Raw genomic sequence first — 19885 nt, 5'->3', positions numbered from 1 at the left:
ACCTTTGAGCTTCTGTGGACACGGATTATGAATTTTAGGTTGTTTTAATGAAAGATTACTGATAAAAAATTGGATAAAATACAAGAAACGACGTACTTTATAAAAAGACCATTCATTTATAGTACAAAAAAATGGATACAGGTTAGCTGCATCCATTTTCCCAAAATTTTTCTGCTAATTGTGTAATTTCTTGTGTTGTGCGAATAATTTTTCGTTCTTTCCAATTAGTTGGCAAAAGTTTTCTGTAATGCGGGTTAGTGTAGCGCTGATCTAGCAAAAGCACAATCCCTCGATCAGACATAGTTCGAATGACACGCCCAGCTGCTTGAATAACTTTATTCATACCTGGCAATTGATACGCATAGCTGAAACCAGCATTCTTTTTTTCATCGTAATACTCTTTAATTAACTCTTGTTCGTGGTTCACTTGCGGTAATCCCACACCTACCACAATTGCACCACTCAGTCGCTCACCTACCAAATCAATACCCTCTGAAAAAATACCACCTAGCACACAAAAAGCAATCATTGTTTCTGCTGGTGATTCTTGGAATTTTTCTAAAAATGCCTCTCTTTCAGTTTCATCAAGCTTAGAACCTTGAATACTCACTTGATATTCAGGATAAACCTTTAGAAATTCATCTGCCACGTCGTCTAAATACTTGAAAGATGGGAAGAAAACCATATAATTTCCAGTTTTAGTTTTGATTAACGCATGTATTGCTTCGACAATTTGCGGTAGACTTTGCTCACGCATACGATAAGTTGTTTGAATATGAGCATCTACAATTATCAATTGATTCTCTGGTGGAAACGGACTTGGTAAGCGATAGGTCAAATTACCTTCCTCTCCGCCTAAAACATCTTTATAGTAATCAAGAGGGGAAAAACTAGCTGAAAAAAGTGTTGTGCTGCCAACCTTTTCCATCGTTTGCTGTAAGAACCATGAAGGATCGATGCAATATTCCTTAACGATCAGGTCATAGTTTTTCACTTCTATCGTGGTTTCGTAATGATCATCGTACAACTCACCCATTCGAGTATAGCGAATAATATCAAAATAAACCGTCAATATTTTTTCTTGTAACGGATCTTCGGCATTTTCAGCCAACCATTCCTTCATTAGTTCTTGAAGCTGAAATAAACGATTTAGTAAAGCTTCTGCAGCAGCTGGCTGATGAAAATAGGTAACCTTTTTTTCTTCCAATAATTGATTAATTAATTCAAACTCATTATCTACACGATTAAATGCATTTCGTAGTTTTTTTTGTTTCTTGTTTAGTTGCTGGCCAACGTCATAGATTCGCTGTCGGGAGATAGCTGCAGAATACATCTCTTTAGAACGATTAACTAAATTGTGGGCCTCATCTACTAAAACAATATTACTTTTATCTTCTTCTTCAAAAAAGCGACGCAAATAGACCGTTGGATCAAACAAATAATTGTAGTCTCCAATTACTAAATCACTAAAACGACTAACATCCAAAGATAGTTCAAATGGACATAACTCATGCTTGCGTGCATATTCTTCAATCACCGGCCGAGTATATTGGTCTTCATGGTGAAGCATATCCCACAGGCCATCATTTACTCGATCATAGTATCCCTTAGCAAAGGGGCAATGCTCTGGAGTACAATTGCGTTCGGTTAAAAAACAAATTTTATCCTTAGCTGTTAGTGTAACACTTTTTACGCGAGCGTCTTTTTTAGCCAGTTTGCCAACTGTTTCCTCTGCCACTTGGCGAGTAATAGTTTTTGCGGTCAGATAGAAAATGCGCTCTCCTAGTTCCTCCCCTATTCCCTTGAAGGCGGGAAATAAGGAGGACATAGTTTTGCCAATCCCGGTAGGAGCCTCTACAAATAATTTTTGCTGGGCAGCAATCGTCTTGTAAACCGCCCCAGCCAATTCCCTTTGGCCTGCTCGATACTCTGGAAAAGGGAATTGCATTTCCTTTAAGGACTGATTGCGTGTCTCTCGCCACTCGGTTTGGAAAACCAACCATCCTTCATATTTTTCGACTAAATCATTAAAAAACGTGCGAAGTTCTTCAAAACTGAAGGTTCGAATGCGAGAAGTAATTTGTTCCTCAACAGTCTGAAAATAAGTTAGCCGAGTACCAATTTGATCTAATTCCTCTTGCTCAGCATAAATATAAGCATAAACCATTGCCTGATAAAAATATAAATCGACAATCCCTTTTTCAACCTCTTCAAAGGGTGTTTCCGAAGTTTTTATCTCATCAATGATAGTTAAATCATTTTCTATAAAAATGCCGTCTGCTCGACCTTCGATTTGTACATCGATGCCAGCAATGGGCAATTGTTTTTTCAACCATACCTCTTTTTGGTATTTTTCTCCCGCTGCCTTCTGCAGCTTGCGATGGATTCGAGCACCTTCTTGAGCGGTATGACTGCTATTTTTTCCTTCATCAATACTGCCGCTACGCAAAATAAATTCCACTAAGCTTCTTACGGCGATTTTTTTTATGGACACGTTCTCACCTCTTTTCGTGCCTTTTCACAATAGAAGATTTTTTGCTTGTCGTCAAGTAGTCTCTTTCTATACTAAAAAAATTTCATTATGCCTACTAAAGTATACCAATCTCTCAATCTTTGTCCTTTCTAGTATTCAACAATTAAGTTGATTTCTTATAGGCCTTTAGTTCCAATCTTCAGTTGCTGTAGCTTGTAGGAATAAAAAACAGTCGAACCCCACTTTTTTACTATTTTCATGTATAATGTAAAAGAATGTTAGGAGGGAAAACATGATCCATATTGAAGGACTCGTGACAGGTGCAGCGCAAGAAAACTGCTACCTAGTTTATAATCAAAACAACTTGCTGATTGTTGATCCAGGGTCAGAGGGTGATCGTATTGCAAACGAAATAAAACGAACTGGTCGCAAGCCCGTAGCTATTTTATTGACTCACACTCACTATGATCATATTGGTGCAGTAGAGCAATTACGTAATTTATACAAGGTGCCGGTGTATGTGAGTGCTTTAGAACAAGAATGGTTAGGCAACCCAATCTACAACCTTTCAGGATTAGACAGCCATCGAAATATGCCTGATCTGATTGTGCAGCCAGCTGAATATGAATTTGAATTAAAAAAATATGAAATTGGTGGAATGACCTTTGAAGTTGTTCCAACACCTGGTCACTCAATTGGTAGTGTCAGCTTTATCTTTGACGATTTTGTTGTGGTTGGCGATGCTTTATTTAAAGGGAGTATCGGCCGAACTGATCTTTATACAGGTGATCTGCAGCAATTGCTATACAGTATCAAGACCTATCTATTCACTTTGCCTAGAGAGTTGCCTGCTTATCCAGGACATGGCGAAGCAACCACGATAGGACATGAAATAGATACAAATCCTTTCTTTAATTAAAAAATGGAGGTAATAAGATGAAAGAGACAAATCTTTATATTGTACGTCATGGGAAAACAATGTTTAACACTTTAGAACGTGTACAAGGCTGGTGTGATACACCGTTAACACCGACTGGACGAGATGGTATTCAATATGTTGGTTTAGGTTTACAAGATACTAAATTTGAAGAAGCTTATTCAAGTGATTCTGGTCGTGCGATTGAAACAATGCGTATTCTACTCGGTGAGCATCCAGATGGCAAAGACTTGCCTTATCATGTGGACCCAAGGATTCGTGAATGGTGCTTTGGCTCATTAGAAGGTGCTTACGATGCTGAGATGTGGGGTGTTCTTCCCCGTGTTTTAAACTTCAAGACAGAGGATGACCTATTCGCTACCGAAGTTACTTTTAAGGAAATCGCTGATGCTGTTGTAGGTGCGGATACTGCTAACTGGGCAGAACCTTATGAAAAGCTAAGAGCTCGTGTTTGGAATGGATTCGAAGACATTGCTCAACGTCGTGAAAAAGACGGAGGAGGAAATGTTTTAATCGTATCTCATGGTCTAACGATTGCTTTCTTATTAAGCTTGATTGACAGTAAACAGCCTGTACGTGCTAATCTGTTGAACGGTAGCATCAACCGTGTGAAGTATCAGGATGGTAAATTTACTATTCGTGCCATTAACGATATCAGCTACCTTGAACGTGGTAAAACGATTGCTGATAAGGCAAATGATTAATTAATACTTCGTTACAGGAGCCGATTTGGTTCCTGTTTTTGTGTTTTTAAGAGAAATATTTTCAATAAATGAAGGAATCTTAAAAAAACCTTTCTTTTATTTCAATGGTTTTTCAGGTAATGAAACGGTATACTTATCTATGTCATTAATCAGAAAGGAATAAATACATGCTTATTAATATTTTCAAAGCAATTATACTCGGTATTGTCGAAGGTATCACCGAATGGCTGCCGATCTCTTCAACAGGACATTTGATTTTGGTGGATGAATTCATCAAAATGGACGTTAGTCCTGCATTTACTGAAATGTTCAATGTTGTAATTCAATTAGGAGCTATTTTAGCCGTTGTCGTTCTATTCTTTGACAAATTGAATCCCTTTTCTGGCAAGAAAAATCAAGTAGAGAAAACTGAAACCTGGACTCTGTGGTCAAAGGTTGTCGTTGCTTGTATCCCAGCTGCTGTTCTCGGCTTGCTGCTGGATGACTTTCTTGATGCACATTTCCACAAATTCCTACCGGTTGCGATTATGCTGATTGTCTACGGGATTGCTTTTATTGTAGTAGAACGCCACAATAAAACGAAAACGCCGAAATGTACTAGCTTGAATGACTTTACTTATAAAGCAGCTCTAATCGTCGGTTTTTTCCAAGTCTTGTCATTGGTTCCTGGCACTTCTCGCTCTGGAGCAACTATTCTAGGCGCGATTCTAATCGGATCCTCACGCTTTGTTGCGACTGAATTCTCATTCTTCTTAGGAATTCCTGTTATGTTTGGTGCTAGCGGTTTGAAGATCCTCAAATTCTTAATGAATGGCAACTCTTTTGATTTTGCTCAAATTATCATTTTGCTAGTGGGCATGGCGACAGCCTTTGCTGTTTCGATTGTAGCTATCAAATTCTTATTGGATTATATTAAACGCAATGACTTCACCATCTTCGGTTGGTACCGAATTATTCTAGGAATCATTTTAATCGGCTACTGGCTAATAGCCATGTAAAATAATTGCTGCAAACATTCACTGTTTGCAGTTTTTTTATTCTGTTTTTCAACTAATTTAGTTTAGAATAATTATACCTCTTGTTCTTTTATAAATCCTGAATTACGCCCCTTTTCTAATTGATAATTACTTTCATTCTCAATTGGCTATTTTTATTATCAATTAGCATTTAGATATGCTAGGATAAAGTAGAGAGGAGGATGAAAAATGAGTAAAGAAGAAAAACAAGCGTTTCTCTCTACCCTTTTCTGTCTTATTTTACTAATTTTCGGCAAAATGATCGAAATGACTAACATGACTTATTATCCAATCTTGTACGTGGCTGCTATCGTATTGGGCGGATGGAAACAAACAACTGAAGGTATTTTAGAATTATGGAATGATCGTACGTTAAATGTTGACTTATTGATGGCATTAGCTGCGATTGGTGCCTGCTTAATTGGTAATTGGTTTGAGGGTGCTATGCTGACCTTTATTTTCTGTCTGAGTGGTGCATTAGAAGAATATGCGACAAATAAAAGTACGAAGGAAATTACTGCATTGATGAATTTGTCACCAACTAAAGCCGTTCGAATCTCTGAGACAGGTGAACAGATTGAAGTGGATGTAAGCGAGCTGCAGGTAGATGACTTGGTCTTTGTAGCAAAAGGAAGTGCGATTCCTATCGATGGAATTTTATTAAATCACAGTACTACAATTGATGAATCAGCTATTTCTGGCGAATCGGTTCCAGTTGAAAAGGAACCCAACGATGATGTTTTTGGCGGAACAATCAATACAGGGAATGCATTTAAAATGAAGGTGACCAAAACTAGTGACGAGACCTTATTCGCTCAAATCATCAAGTTAGTTGAACATGCTCAAAACGAACAAAGTGAAACAGCTGGTTTTATAGGAAAAATTGAGAATGTCTATGTAAAAGTTGTTTTAATTGCTGTGCCTCTGATGATTTTGCTTACTTACTTTTTGATTGGGTGGAGTTTTCAAGAGAGCTTTTATCGAGGGATGGTTTTACTAGTAGTAGCTTCTCCTTGTGCCTTAGTTGCTTCGGCTACTCCAGCTACACTTTCAGCCATCTCCAACGGTGCGAAAAAAGGAGTGCTTTTTAAATCAGGGAAAGAACTGGAACGTTTAGCAGATTTGCGAGCAATTTCTTTTGATAAAACGGGAACGTTGACTCGTGGCAAGCCAAGAGTAACCGACTATAAACAATTAATCGAAGATCCAATGATTCCAAGGATGTTGGTCTCTATGGAATCTCATTCAACGCATCCTCTTGCTCTAGCTATCCTTCAATTTTTCCACGCAGAAGAACGTATTACCGAACTTCGCGTAGAAGAAAAAGCGGGAACAGGATTAGAAACAGTTTACGGAGGCTCAACTTGGAAGCTCGGAAAGCATGCTTACCAGAGAGGATCAACAGCGGAAGCAGCAATTGAACAATTAAGAGATGACGGTAAAACAGTCATCTTTCTTTCAAAAGATGATCATTTGGTTGCTCTGCTTGGATTAATTGATCTGCCTAAATCTGGCACAGAAAATGTTATTGCTTACTTTAAGGAGCAGAATATCCATACGATCATGTTAACTGGCGATAATGAGGGTTCAGCCGCTTATGTAGCAGAAGCAACAGGTATCGATGATTACCACGCGAACTGTCTGCCTGCTGAAAAAACTGAATTTATTCAAAGGCAAAAAGAAGAATATGGAGTAAATGCTATGGTCGGAGATGGAATCAATGATGCGCCAGCCTTAGCTACAGCTACAATAGGTGTTGCTATGGGTCAAGGAACTGATGTGGCCATGGATGTTTCTGATATTGTACTGATCAAGAACGATTTAGAGAAATTAGCTTACAGCCATCGACTAGCAAAGAAACTAAAACGAGTAGTAAAACAGAATATTGTCTTTTCGTTAACAGTGATTGCTCTTTTGATCATCAGTAACTTTACACAATTCTTAAGTTTGCCTTTAGGCGTTGTGGGACATGAAGGAAGCACTATTTTGGTCATTTTTAATGGTTTGCGGCTGTTACTACCGTTAAAAGAAGTAGTTCACTCTGACCGTTCGCAAAATTGTAATGATTGTCCGTTGTATCAGTCCAATCATTCTCATTGATCTTTTCTGTTAAGGAAAAAAACTTGTCACGATTTTATTGCATTGCGACAAGGCTTTATGTATAATGAGTAATGTTGAATTGTACGGATTTTCCGTATAAGACTGAATTCGGAGGTGAAACCCATGCCAAACATTGAATCTGCAATTAAACGTGTACGCACAAGCGAAAACGCAAGTGCAAAAAACTCTTCACAAATGAGCGCAATGCGCACAACTATCAAGAAATTTGAAGAAGCTGTGGCAGCAGGAGCTGAAAATACTAACGAGCTTCATAAAGCAGCTGTAAAAGCAATTGATATGGCTGAATCAAAAGGATTGATCCATAAAAACAAAGCAAACCGCGACAAAGCACGCTTAGCACGTGAATTAGCTAAATAATAAAAACCGATCATTTTGATCGGTTTTTTTATTTGATTTTAGCAGTCGTTTTGAGTATAAATAGCTGAAAAGCCAGCTCCTTATCCAATTGACCGATTTTTACTTGATAATCATTTTCTACCAGCTGATCATACATATCTGATAAAACAGTTAAAGGAAATTTGGCTACTTGCTGCATCGCCAGTTTGATTCGATAAGGATGAATTCCTAATGTTTCAGCAATATTAGCCTGCTGATAGCCAATCTTTTGTAGAATTTTCGTTTGCAGCAGCAAGCGAACCTGACCGATTAAAATAGCATTCAATTTGATTGTTTCTTCTCCTTGAATATGCAATTCTTCGTAAGTCTGATAGGCTTTCGCAGCATTACCTTTCAGTACCTGTTCTGTCAGTTCAAAAACGTTATGCTCTAGTGTTTTTGGAACTAAATCCTCTACTTGCTGCAGCGTAATTGTTCCGCCCTCTCCAACAAACAGCAATAGCTTATTTAATTCATTCATCGCCTTTGACAAATCAAAGTCCGTCAATCGTAGAAATAAATCAAACGCCTCACGTGATATCTTAACACCTTCGTTTCCGATATAACGCTGCAGAAAATTACGCAAATCTCCTTCTTGCAGTGGTGCAGCATCAATTATTAATGCCTGTTTTTTTAAGACTTTAGTAATTTTTTTACGAGCATCTAATTTAGGATAGCTGGCCCAAATAACCAAGATAGTCGAATCCAATGGTGTTTTCAAGTAATTTAGCAGTGCATCGATATCCTGTTCTGGTGCAGAATTCTTCTTCTCACCAGTTAAGAAGTAAGGTTTCTCAATAAAAACCATCCGATAGTCTCCAAAAAAGGGCATAGATTCGGCTTCTCCCACGACTTGGTCCAAAGTATTCTCTTCCATATCAAAGGACATGAAGTTTAATTCCTCCAAATCATCTGCTCTCATCCGCTCCATGAAGGCTCGACGTAATTCCTGCTGAAGATAATCCTCTGTTCCTGTAATTAGATAAATCGGCTGCAACGCTTGGCTACGAATGGCTTGAAGTGCTTCTTGTGTATTCATGGCTTTCCTCCCGCTGTTTTATGCTACCACGATTATTCCAGAAAAGCTATCATGGTTTTTAAATTTTTTTCTTTGCTGAAAGGCTGCCATTCGTAGTAGATCATTCCTTGTTGATCGGTTCTATAGATTGCCGTTTTTGATTCTGATAATGTCGCTAACGTTTCCGGCACTGGATGACCATACCGATTATTTTTCCCGACGGAAATAATCGCGCTTTCTGGCTGAAGTTGATGTAAGAGTTCAGGGCTTGTGGAGGTATTACTGCCATGGTGTCCTACCTTGAAAATATCTGCCTTAAGTTGAGGATACAGTTTAAGCAAAGTGGCCTCTCCCTCTTTTTCCAAGTCTCCAGTTAACAAAAAACTTTTTTCTGGAACAGAAAAATAGGTGACCAGTGAGTCATTGTTGCTACCATCACTGCTTTCAGGCGAAAGGATAGATATCTTTAATTTTTTTCCGATCACGTCTCCCCTTTTGATTAGATGAATTTTTGGTTGATGACTCATTCTATTAAGTATGGGGAGAATATCCTGTTCTGATCCCTTGCCAATATATAAATTCTTTACTATCAGTTTTTCTGTTACGTTTAACAGCTCTCCCATGTGATCTGCATCGTTGTGTGTAATAATTAGGTGATCGATAGACTTATAACCTTCTCCCTTTATAAAGGGTAAAATAGTATAATCAGAGAGTGATTTGTTTTGTCGCTTTTGCCATTTCTCTTGCTTGAAGATCAATCGCCCACCGGTATCAATTAGAAAGGTTTCTCCATGAAAGGGTAGTTTAATAAAAATACTGTCTCCTTGTCCCACATCAATAAAGGCTACTAGACCACGACTAGAAAAGGGAATAGACAGAACTAAACAAACAATCAAAATTATTAGCTTCAAAATAGTTTGTCGCTTTTTTAGTTGATGAATCAATCCTAACACCAATAAAATCAACAGCATTAACAGAAGAAAACTTGGCTTGCCAATTACTATAGGCGGTATGTTGCCAAAAAGCAGGGCTTTTTCCAGCAGAATAAAAATATCTTCGAATAGGCGTAAAAGAACAGTAGGCAATGGAAACAGAAAACTAGCAAAAAATAAGCACAAGCTTCCAGGTAAAATTAGCCAATTGAAAATCGGCAATAACAATAAAGTAAAGAATCCTGCAACCAATGACCATTCAGAAAACTCAAACAGCAATAATGGAAACGCTAAAAAAGGAAACAACAGACTCTGTAGCCAACGATTGTCCGATAAATGAGGTAGATACAATAATAAAAACGAGAAGAACAAACTCAATCGGCCACCAATTGAGTAAAATACTAGTGGTCGCCACAGCAGCAAAAGCAGTAGCATAATTCCCCATCGATCCAATCCTGAAATTTTCCAGCCAAAAGTCAAACAAGCCATGCCAATAAGGTAGCTAAATACTGCTCGTAAAATACTGGCTCCCCCTCCACATAAGAAAATGATCGCCAAGCCAGCTAAAGTCAAAATAGCTAGGCGAGATTCTCGCACCAGTTTGCACCGAATCAGCAATAGATGTAAGCCGCCTAAATAAAACTGAATGTGCAAACCGGACAAAGTAAACAAATGCAACAAACCACTTAATTGGTAACCTACGGTAAATTCTTCAAAATTCTCATCCTTGTGGCCCACTACCAATGCATTTAAATAACTGGCTAATCGTTCAGGAAAAACCTTGCCAGTATGAAAAATCAAATAATAGCGTATCTTAGCGAATGAGAAACTGTCAGTACGTTTCGTGTCCAGCGAATCAGCTTGTATGTTTCCTGCGATTCCTAAACTTCGATCATTTTGCCAGCCATTATATCCATGTAAATTACGAGCGGGATCGGCTTCAGAAAAGCTGCCGCTTACTAAAACATGTTCAGGTGGTTGTTCTTGTAGCCAAATTTGTTGCTCTTCTTGGCTTTTTAGCCGATAGTAAACTCGGTATTTTCCAGTTTTGTCTTTGCTTATAAAACGTAGCGAGTTCCCTTCAACTCTTGTTGTATCAGCCAAAACTTTTAGTACTTTCGTCTCTACTTTTTCTGACAGGGGTTGAAAGCTTTGTACATAGCAATAGGTTCTAATACCCACAAAAAAGCTGCACAAAACAGTCATAGCTAATAGCTTATGATTGTTCATGCAGCAGATTCTAATCAATAATACAACTAAAAATAAAATTAACAACCAATGAATCTGGTAGAATAAACTCCCAATTAAGGCAGCCGTTAAAATCGGTAGAATATAGTAATTCTTCACGCTTACTCTTCAGGAAAGACGGCAGCATCTTCTCCTAATTGCAGTTTGGCAAAATATTTGCTTTCAAGGTGGACCTGATGCGCACTAGCACCCACCTGACTAATTAATTCTACGGCGTAAGGATCATTACGATAGTCTTTCAAGTAATGAATTTTTTTGATTCCTGCTTGTAACAATGCTTTCGTACAGTGTAAACAAGGAAAATGCGTTACATAAACCTCAGCTTGATCTGTAGCAATTCCTAACTTTGCACACTGCAAAAGAGCATTCATCTCAGCATGGATCGTACGAATACAATGGCCATCGACAACGTAACAATCTTCATCGATACAGTGAACATCGCCACTTACAGAACCGTTGTAGCCTCCAGCAATAATCCGCTTGTCGCGAACAATAGTAGCACCAACTTCTAAACGCGTACAGGTACTGCGCAAAGATAGTAAAACTGCTTGTGCCATAAAATATTGGTCCCATGGAATTCTTTCAATGGTCAATTTCTTCTTCCTCTCCTGTTTCTTTCTTATATTGTAATCGAGTTACGTAATTTTTCAAGCGTCTTTTGACCGATCCCCGAAACATTCATCAAATCTTCCACAGATTGAAAGCTGCCGTTTTCTTCTCGGTAATGAATGATATCTTGGGCTCGTTTTTCACCGATTCCAGATAATTGTTGCAATTGTGTAGCATCTGCTGTATTGATATTGATTTTTTCTATCGCTGCATCACTAGTCGTTGATTGGGGTGAGTCCGGAATTTTATCTGTCGCTTGCTGCACGACAGGAATTTCTTCTCCATTTTTTGGGATATAAATAATTTCTTGATCGGCCAAAAGTTTCGCTAAATTCACTTGATTCTGATCTGCTTCATCAGTAAAACCTCCGGCCAGTTCAATTACATCCATTAACCGCATCCCCTCTTTAATTCGGTACATTCCTGGTTGCTGAATTGCCCCCTTTAAATCAACAAACCATTCTGAATGTTCTTGGCTGCTGCTTACAGTTGTACTAGTCTCTTCAGTTGAAAATAGGATTTCTTCGCGAATTGTCTCTTGCGAGGGACGTAGGACAATCCATAGTAAAACAAACAGCAATATACCTCCAACTGCGAGGATCGCCATTTTCTTTTGCTGCTGCTCAATTCTCACGCAATTCCTCCTCTCTGTTTTTAAGTTACGCAAGAAAAGGAAAAATCTTTTTAAAAAGAAGATTTTTCCTACTTAATCTTATTAAAATGAATCACCCTGTACGATCTCAGTAACAACTCAAAGGTGTTTGATTATACTGACTGAGGAATGTGAGTAAAAGTCTGGCTGGACAGACTAGGCTTAATATTTTAATGCATTTTGAATCATTGGTGCCAACTTTTTTTCAAAGATAAAAAACGTAGCTATGACACTTTTGTCATAACTACGTTTATCTTACTTCATTTTTTCTAAGTAGTCCAAAGCATCCTGCACCGTTTTTACTGGAACAACTTTCATGTCTGTTCCTAATTTTTTAGCTGCTGCTTTAGCTTCTTGGTAATTCGTTTTTATATCTGGTTGAACTTCCTTCATTTCATCAGTAATTTCATCATCAGGGGCAAAGAAAACTTTCGTGCCGCTTTCGACTGCACTAGCTACCTTCTTGTCAATGCCGCCAATGCGACCAACCGTACCTTCAGAGTTAATTGTACCTGTTCCAGCGATTTTTTCGCCATGGTGGATGTCTTTACCTACTAGCTGTTCGTAAATTTCTAAAGTAAACATCAATCCAGCTGAAGGTCCACCAATATTGCCAGCATTGATGTCAATATTCTCATCCGACTTTATTTCTGTATGATCGGTTAAAGTAATTCCGATTCCCGGTTTTTTATCGCTTGGCAATTCAATCAACTTTTCAGTTGCTTCTTTGGTTTCACCATTATGAGTATAAGTAATCGTTACTTCTTGACCGACTTTTTGACTCTTCACATATTCCATAAATTTTTCACTGCTTGTAAAACTTTGATTATCCACCTTGGTCACGGTGTCTCCAACACTAACTTTATCAGCAAAATTAGATGTTTTTTCCACTCCTAATACATAGACCCCTTTGTATTCTAATTTGTAGGGCTTGTCAGCCAACTTTAGAGCTTGCTCAATCGCTGCATTTTGCGAAGACTCCATGTAAAACTGTTGCATTTGTTCATATTCTTCATTTGAAGATCCACCAGTCAATTCCTCGGCAGAGACTACTTCCTCAAAAGGTTTAAAATTAGCCACTAGTGCTCTAAAAGCTGTCGCACGTCTGATACCTACCGAAGTCAAACTAAAAGACCCATCCTGTTTATCCTTTTGATCATTCACCGTAATGAGTTCTTTCAAATCAATTGTTTCACCGGGTTGTTCTACGTAATAAGGAATTGGAACAATCATACACGCTGCAAAAACTAGAATTCCAAAGAGAGTCAGCAGCTTTTTTATAGGTGCTTTTTTATTTTTCAAATTTTTCACGCTTCTTTTCTAAGGCTTCATAAACTGGTTTGGGAAGGTATTCCTTCACATTACCATCAAATATCATGATTTCCTTTAATATACTGGAGCTAACATGGCTGTACTTAGGTGACGCAAGTAAAAAAACACTTTCTAACCGTGAATCTAAATGTGAATTCATAAGAGCAATTTCTTTCTCGTACTCGTAATCTTTTATACTGCGAATACCTCTAAGTAAAAACCTCGCATCTAAATCTTCAGCGACTTCAACAGTCAGCTTACGGGCTTGAGTGATTACCCGAACATTTTCAATATGAGCAACTGATTCTTTAACCAGAGCTAGTCTTTCTTCAACCGTAAATAAACTTTTTTTACTTGTATTTACGAATATGCCAATGATCAATTCATCAAACAGTCGGGCACCTCGCTCAATAGTGTCTAAATGGCCCATCGTTAATGGATCAAAACTTCCTGGAAAAAGAGCAATTCGCTTCATTTATTCAGCCTCCCAATCATAAATTGTTACTGCACTTAAACCATAAAGCTGCCGTTTTCTTTGAATAAATTGTTCTATTCTTTCAGGCAGTTCAATACCCTTGTCGGTTTCGCAAATAACAATCGCCTCCGGAGCTACTAACCCTGCTTGAGCTAAAACAGTCAGTTGTTTAATGATCTCTTGTTCAGCGTAGGGTGGATCTAACAAGATTAAGTCGAAGGTAATGTCTTTATCTATTAATTGCTGAATCGCTTTATTTGCCGGCATTTGCATCAGATGAAAGCTGGCCTCTTCTTTCGTCATAGCTACATTTTCTTTGATGACTTCCATAGCTCGGAAATTCTTTTCTACTAAGAAGGCTTGATCCATCCCACGGGACACTGCTTCGATTGCTAATGACCCACTCCCTGCAAAAAGATCCAGCACATTACCGCCAGAAAAATAAGGCCCAGTCATGTTAAACATGGCACCTTTCACTTTATCGGTTGTCGGTCGGGTTGTTTTACCTGGCAAAGTCTTCAATTTTCGACCGCCAAACTCTCCTGCTACCACTCGCATAATTGGGTATCCTTTCTCTTATTGTAAGAATCCTTACTCATCAGACTAAATAGAATCGTTGATTCCTACTATTTCGCAAATCTGTTATTCATTATAGAAGAAAAAGATGAAAAATGTTTGATCAAATCAGACATTTTTCATCTTTTTTAAACTGTCTCAGCCAATCGGATTTTCGTATTTGCTTCTACTACATCTAATTCTTCTTCTTCTTTTACCTGATAAGCCGCTTTTGTACCAATACGATCTGCGAAGTTCATCTCAACGTCAGGACGGTAAGATCGTTCAACCTGCCGAACGAAGTGAAGTGCTTGGAGCTTTTCTTCAGATTCTTCTAAAGCTTCTTCATTCACATATAGCACTACATATTTCATCTTACGTGATACATAGTGAATTAAGCCATAACGTTTCAACGTCTTCAATTGTTTAAGGGAATAAACCCAAACAACAATTCCGCGTCTTTTTTGTACTGTAAATTCTGTATTATCCATGACAGTTCCCCTTACAATGATGATTGCCTGTTTCAAAAAAAGGATTTCCTGCGTCGACCTTAATCTCTGGTGAAACTGTTTGAGCAAGTGTCTGACTAATTTCATCCAATAAAGTTTGTAAATCAGTTTCAGCTACTCGAAATTGTGCCACATTTTCATTAAAATCTAAAGCACGTTTTGCACGCCGAGCACTTTTTTGTTTCTCTAGATAATCTGGCGCGAAATCCCCGTAATCAGCCACTCGTTCAAAGCGTTCCTTTTCTCGTAAAAACTCTTGCTTCAGCCGCTTAACTTCTGGACAACTATCCATTTGCTGTTTTTTTGCTAAATAATTTTTAAACACCTGACTAGTTTTAACACAGTCTATCAAACGGTGGGTTTGATCCTCCAAGGAAAATAATGCCTCATCTATAATCAATGTTATTCACTTTCCTTCGTTTGTTCTGGTTCCTGTAACAAGACTAGCACATTTTGCTGGTTAAATGCAATGCTTAACTGGTAATCAGTCTCTTCAGAAAAGCGGTCAGCCCAACGTTCCTGACTAATCCATTCAAATAGACTGAACCAAGGATCAATAACCGGAGAATAGAATAGCCCCGCTTCTTGATTTACTTGTTGATTTTTAGCTAATTTTTGAAATTCCTTATCACTTAGTGTAAATGAAAGATTACCTGCTCGTGCTTCGGCAGAAGTAGCCCATTCGTCTTGGCGACTTCGGGAAAGTACACTTTGCGGTTGTTCTAGAAAGTTATCCAACATGTTTTTACCTTCAGTCACTGTTGTTGTACTGATACTGAAAGGTGTTAAATCTTTAAGAGAGCGATACGTATTAATCGCGTCAAACAGTTGCTGCTCCTTTTGTTGATTGACCTGCACCCAGTCAAAGTTGTTTTCCTGAGCCTGAAAAGATAGCGGATTTCCACTATGAATTCGATAAGGCATAACGCGAAGCAAAGTTTCAATATCCAAATAAGACACTGCAAAAAGTTCCTCGTTTGTTCCATCAAAGAACGGAATTGCAAAGGTGCCATTATCAAAAGCAATCAAGGGTCGAAAGCGCATATCATCTTCGGTCAATTCAATATCAATTGGCTCATCGTTGTAATTCACTGCAAAATTAGAAGACAGTGTCATTTGTTCTGCCAAGTCACTGTTGGACATACCGAAAATAAATGGAGAGTTTGTGTTCTCTTGACCAATAACTTTAATCGCAGTAATATTGCCATCAACCACGTTGACCTGAAGAGATCCGCCTTCAATCGGATACGTCCGAATTTCAAACAAAAATCCGCTTGATTCAATTTTTGTTGGAGACCCTAAATCAGGTTCAATTTCACTAACAGGTAAACCAACATACTGAGCGCAGCCAGCCGTTGCTACAGTCTCATGTTTGAGAGAATTACGTTTAGCCGGTCGACTGGAAGGCTCGACCGGCGTATTCGTGGTATTAGGTGGAAAGAGTATCGGCTGCACATAATACCCGATCAAAACGATGATTAAGATACTAATGAAACCAAGAGCTCTTTTCACTTTTCTACACTCCTATTTTTCTTTTACTTCAATTAATAAATCACCTGAAGAGATACTTTCTTCCTCTTCAACATAAATATGCTCAACTTCTCCGTCAAAACGGGCATCAATAGAGGTTTCCATCTTCATGGCTTCAGTAACCATCAATGGTTGTCCTTTTTCAACATGCTCGCCTTTTTTAACTAAAACCTTCAAAACAGAACCAGACATCGTTGCCCCAATCTGTTCGCGATTGGTAGGTTCAGCTTTGCGTTTTGTTTGAACAGAACTCTTAATAGAAGAGTCCTTCACATTAATTTCACGACGTTGTCCGTTCAAGTTGAAGAACAAGGTGCGATTTCCTTCAATGTCAGCTTCACCTATTTCATCCAGACGAATAATCAACATTTTACCTTTTTCAATCTGAACGCTGATCGTTTCCCCTAGACGCATACCAGCAAAGAACGTTGGTGTATCTAATAAGGTTACATCGCCAAATTGGGCGTAAGATTTTTGATAATCCAAGAATACCTGTGGATACATTAAGTAGCTTAACACATCCGTCTTGCTTGGTTCAAATCCTATTAACTCAGCTAGCTCAGCCTTTACTTTTTCAAAATCAACTGGTGCTGCTGAAGCTCCTGGACGTTCCGTTAGGGCTGGTCGTCCTTGCAAGATGATCTTTTGCAGCTTCTCTGGGAAACCGCCTGTTGGTTGCCCTAAATCACCTTGGAACAAACTGATAACAGAGTCTGGGTAACTTAATTCATCACCACGATCATAGATATCTTGTTCTGTCAGATTATTTTGCACCATAAACAAGGCCATATCTCCGACAACTTTAGACGATGGAGTAACTTTAACGATATCACCAAACATCATGTTAACTGTATGATAAACATCCTTAATTTCATCCCAGCGATCTCCTAAGCCAACTGCTTTAGCTTGCTGCTGCAGGTTAGAATATTGTCCACCAGGCATTTCATGCTGATACACCTCTGTTTGAGCAGCTACGATTCCATTTTCAAAACTGCGATAGTAAGGACGTACATCTTCCCAATAATGATTCAATTGCTGAACATTCGCTAAATCAATATCTGGAGTGCGGCCGCCATTTTGTAAAGCATAGTATAAACTACTCATACTTGGTTGGCTAGTCGCACCACTCATGGCACTCATAGCCACATCCACAATGTCCACTCCAGCTTTGACTGCTGCTGAGCAGGTAATAATCCCATTACCAGCTGTATCATGAGTATGCAAGTGAATTGGAAGATCTGTTGTTTCCTTCAGTTCGCTAATTAAGCGATAAGCAGCTTGAGGCTTAAGCAACCCTGCCATATCTTTGATTGCAATGATATGTGCACCGGCCTCTTCCAAAGCCTTTGCCATATCTTTATAATATTGAACGTTGTATTTCGGACGATTTGGATCTAAGATATCACCAGTATAACAAATTGCCGCTTCAGCAATTTTACCTGAATCACGAACAACTTGAATACTTTTTTCCATTTGCGGCAACCAGTTCAAGCTGTCGAAAATACGGAAAACATCAACACCGTTATGAGCCGCCTCTTTAATAAATTCCTCGATTACATTATCAGGGTAGTTCGAATATCCTACCGCATTAGAACCACGGAACAACATTTGCAGCAAAGTATTTGGCATCGCTTTGCGTAATAATTTCAATCGTTTCCAAGGATCTTCACTCAGGAAACGGTAAGCCACGTCGAAGGTTGCCCCACCCCACATTTCGCTAGAGAATAGCTCTGGGAGAGCATCACCAGTTGCTTTTGCAATTTTTACGAAATCATTGGTACGAACTCGTGTTGCCAACAAACTTTGGTGAGCATCACGGAATGTAGTATCTGTTAACAGAACATTTTCCTGCTGCTTCACCCAACTAGCGACTGCTTCAGGACCTTTAGTATCAAGAATTTGTTTTGCTGTTTCAATTTCCTTAATTTCAAGATTTTTAGGCATACGAGGAGCTTCGAAGAAACGTTTCTCTTGTTTTTCGATTCCTGGGAAGCCGTTAACTGTAATTTCAGAGATATAACGCATGGTTTTGTTGCCGCGGTCTCTTACTCTTGGAAATTCAAATAGTTCTGGAGTGTTATCAATGAACGTTGTTTTCGCATCACCACTTTGGAATAATGGATGACTAATAACGTTATGCATAAACGGAACATTCGTTTTAACACCACGAATACGAAATTCGCGCAGACAACGCTGCATTTTCTGAATTGTTTGATCAAAGGTCAAGGCATGGGTACATACTTTGACCAATAATGAATCAAAGTGCGGTGTAACTACGGCACCAGCATAAGCGTTTCCAACATCAAGACGTACGCCAAATCCACCTGGAGAACGATACGTATCGATCTTACCAGTATCAGGCATAAAGCCGTTTAATGGGTCTTCCGTTGTAATACGGCATTGGATTGCAGAACCATTCATCTCAATATCTTCTTGTTGAGGTAAGCCAATGTCATTGTGCAAATCCTGCCCTTGAGCAATTAGTAATTGTGTTGTAACAATATCTACACCTGTGATCATTTCAGTAATCGTATGTTCCACTTGAACCCGCGGGTTTACTTCAATGAAATAGAACCCATCATCTTCAACTAAGAACTCAACTGTCCCAGCATTAATATAGCCAACATGCTTCATCAACTGAACAGCGGCGTCACAAATTTCTTTTCGTTGTGCGTCACTCAATGAAAGACAGGGAGCAACCTCAACAACCTTTTGGTGACGACGTTGGACTGAACAGTCGCGTTCAAATAAATGCAGCACATTCCCATGACTGTCTCCTAAAATTTGAACCTCGATATGTTTTGGATTGCCAATGTATTTTTCAACGTATACCTCGTCGCTGCCGAACGCTGCTTTAGCTTCACTTTTTGCCCGTTCATAGCCTTCTCTAGCTTCTTTCTCATCGTGAGCAACCCGCATACCACGACCGCCGCCGCCTAATGCTGCTTTGATCATGATAGGATAGCCATGAGAATTACCAAAAGCTAAAATATCTTCAATTGTTTTAACTGGGCCATCTGAACCAGGAATTGAAGAAATCCCCGCTTCTAAGGCAGCAGTTTTAGCTTTAATTTTATCACCAAAAATATCTAGGTGATGCAAAGAAGGGCCAACAAAAACAAGTCCTTCTTCTTTACAACGTTTGGCAAACTCAAGGTTTTCAGATAAAAATCCATATCCCGGATGGATTGCATCTGCACCAGCTTCCTTAGCAACACGAATAATGTCCTCAATATCTAAATACGCATCAATCGGCTTCTTGCCTTGTCCCACCAAATAAGCTTCATCTGCTTTAAAGCGATGGACTGAATAAGTATCCTCTTCAGCAAAAATTCCGACTGTTTTAATATTTAATTCGCTGCAAGCACGGAAGATTCTTGTTGCGATTTCACCACGATTGGCCACCAAAACTTTTTTCAT

The 19885-nt window shown here is 38.8% G+C and carries 17 protein-coding genes; 5 read left to right on the top strand and 12 right to left on the bottom strand.

What is annotated here, in order from left to right; translation table 11 throughout:
- Positions 1 to 142: 142 nt before the first annotated feature.
- A complete protein-coding gene (locus IGI46_RS12950; RefSeq protein ID WP_429963515.1) occupies positions 143 to 2494 on the bottom strand; it encodes an ATP-dependent DNA helicase in 2352 nt (783 codons plus the stop codon).
- Positions 2495 to 2765: 271 nt separating this feature from the next.
- Here IGI46_RS12950 and IGI46_RS12945 point away from each other — a divergent pair, with 271 nt between their 5' ends.
- The 5 genes from IGI46_RS12945 to rpsT all read left to right on the top strand — a co-directional run bounded on the left by IGI46_RS12945 (position 2766) and on the right by rpsT (position 7608).
- A complete protein-coding gene (locus IGI46_RS12945; protein ID WP_207703654.1) occupies positions 2766 to 3392 on the top strand; it encodes an MBL fold metallo-hydrolase in 627 nt (208 codons plus the stop codon).
- A 17-nt stretch (positions 3393 to 3409) separates the two neighbouring features.
- Positions 3410 to 4114: a histidine phosphatase family protein gene (locus IGI46_RS12940; protein ID WP_429963514.1), complete on the top strand. Its 705-nt coding sequence runs from the start codon at positions 3410 to 3412 to the stop codon at positions 4112 to 4114.
- Positions 4115 to 4281: 167 nt separating this feature from the next.
- A complete protein-coding gene (locus IGI46_RS12935; protein ID WP_429963513.1) occupies positions 4282 to 5112 on the top strand; it encodes an undecaprenyl-diphosphate phosphatase in 831 nt (276 codons plus the stop codon).
- 207 nt (positions 5113 to 5319) lie between these two features.
- The gene (locus IGI46_RS12930; RefSeq protein WP_429963512.1) at positions 5320 to 7230 is read left to right on the top strand and encodes a heavy metal translocating P-type ATPase; all 1911 of its coding nucleotides are present in this window, start codon (positions 5320 to 5322) and stop codon (positions 7228 to 7230) included.
- 123 nt (positions 7231 to 7353) lie between these two features.
- The gene (gene rpsT, locus IGI46_RS12925; RefSeq protein WP_010758954.1) at positions 7354 to 7608 is read left to right on the top strand and encodes a 30S ribosomal protein S20; all 255 of its coding nucleotides are present in this window, start codon (positions 7354 to 7356) and stop codon (positions 7606 to 7608) included.
- A 28-nt stretch (positions 7609 to 7636) separates the two neighbouring features.
- Here rpsT and holA read toward each other — a convergent pair whose 3' ends face one another.
- The 11 genes from holA to IGI46_RS12870 form a co-directional block, all read right to left on the bottom strand.
- The gene (holA, locus tag IGI46_RS12920) at positions 7637 to 8665 is read right to left on the bottom strand and encodes a DNA polymerase III subunit delta (RefSeq protein ID WP_429963511.1); all 1029 of its coding nucleotides are present in this window, start codon (positions 8663 to 8665) and stop codon (positions 7637 to 7639) included.
- A gap of 32 nt (positions 8666 to 8697) precedes the next feature.
- A complete protein-coding gene (locus tag IGI46_RS12915) occupies positions 8698 to 10923 on the bottom strand; it encodes a DNA internalization-related competence protein ComEC/Rec2 (protein ID WP_429963510.1) in 2226 nt (741 codons plus the stop codon).
- A gap of 2 nt (positions 10924 to 10925) precedes the next feature.
- Positions 10926 to 11417: a ComE operon protein 2 gene (locus tag IGI46_RS12910; RefSeq protein ID WP_207703660.1), complete on the bottom strand. Its 492-nt coding sequence runs from the start codon at positions 11415 to 11417 to the stop codon at positions 10926 to 10928.
- A 26-nt stretch (positions 11418 to 11443) separates the two neighbouring features.
- Complete coding sequence (locus tag IGI46_RS12905) at positions 11444 to 12067, bottom strand: helix-hairpin-helix domain-containing protein (RefSeq protein WP_429963509.1); 624 nt, start codon at positions 12065 to 12067, stop codon at positions 11444 to 11446.
- 273 nt (positions 12068 to 12340) lie between these two features.
- Positions 12341 to 13387, bottom strand: coding sequence for a SepM family pheromone-processing serine protease (locus IGI46_RS12900; RefSeq protein ID WP_429973542.1), 1047 nt, complete (start codon positions 13385 to 13387; stop codon positions 12341 to 12343).
- On the bottom strand, positions 13377 to 13871 hold the full coding sequence (gene coaD, locus IGI46_RS12895; protein WP_429963507.1) for a pantetheine-phosphate adenylyltransferase: 495 nt from the start codon (positions 13869 to 13871) through the stop codon (positions 13377 to 13379). The genes IGI46_RS12900 and coaD overlap by 11 nt, the downstream gene beginning before the upstream one ends.
- A complete protein-coding gene (rsmD, locus tag IGI46_RS12890) occupies positions 13872 to 14429 on the bottom strand; it encodes a 16S rRNA (guanine(966)-N(2))-methyltransferase RsmD (RefSeq protein ID WP_429963506.1) in 558 nt (185 codons plus the stop codon). It abuts the gene before it with no gap.
- A 146-nt stretch (positions 14430 to 14575) separates the two neighbouring features.
- Complete coding sequence (locus tag IGI46_RS12885) at positions 14576 to 14917, bottom strand: YlbG family protein (protein WP_429963505.1); 342 nt, start codon at positions 14915 to 14917, stop codon at positions 14576 to 14578.
- The gene (locus IGI46_RS12880) at positions 14910 to 15335 is read right to left on the bottom strand and encodes a YlbF family regulator (RefSeq protein WP_207703665.1); all 426 of its coding nucleotides are present in this window, start codon (positions 15333 to 15335) and stop codon (positions 14910 to 14912) included. The genes IGI46_RS12885 and IGI46_RS12880 overlap by 8 nt, the downstream gene beginning before the upstream one ends.
- Positions 15336 to 15337: 2 nt before the next feature.
- Positions 15338 to 16447 carry a CAP-associated domain-containing protein gene (locus tag IGI46_RS12875; RefSeq protein ID WP_429963504.1) on the bottom strand — a complete coding sequence of 370 codons (1110 nt, stop codon included), beginning with the start codon at positions 16445 to 16447 and terminating at the stop codon, positions 15338 to 15340.
- Positions 16448 to 16459: 12 nt separating this feature from the next.
- A complete protein-coding gene (locus tag IGI46_RS12870; protein WP_429963503.1) occupies positions 16460 to 19885 on the bottom strand; it encodes a pyruvate carboxylase in 3426 nt (1141 codons plus the stop codon).

This window comes from Enterococcus sp. AZ163, assembly GCF_050498925.1.
Classification (GTDB): domain Bacteria; phylum Bacillota; class Bacilli; order Lactobacillales; family Enterococcaceae; genus Enterococcus_A; species Enterococcus_A ferrettii.
This window is presented reverse-complemented; position numbering and strand designations above follow the sequence as displayed.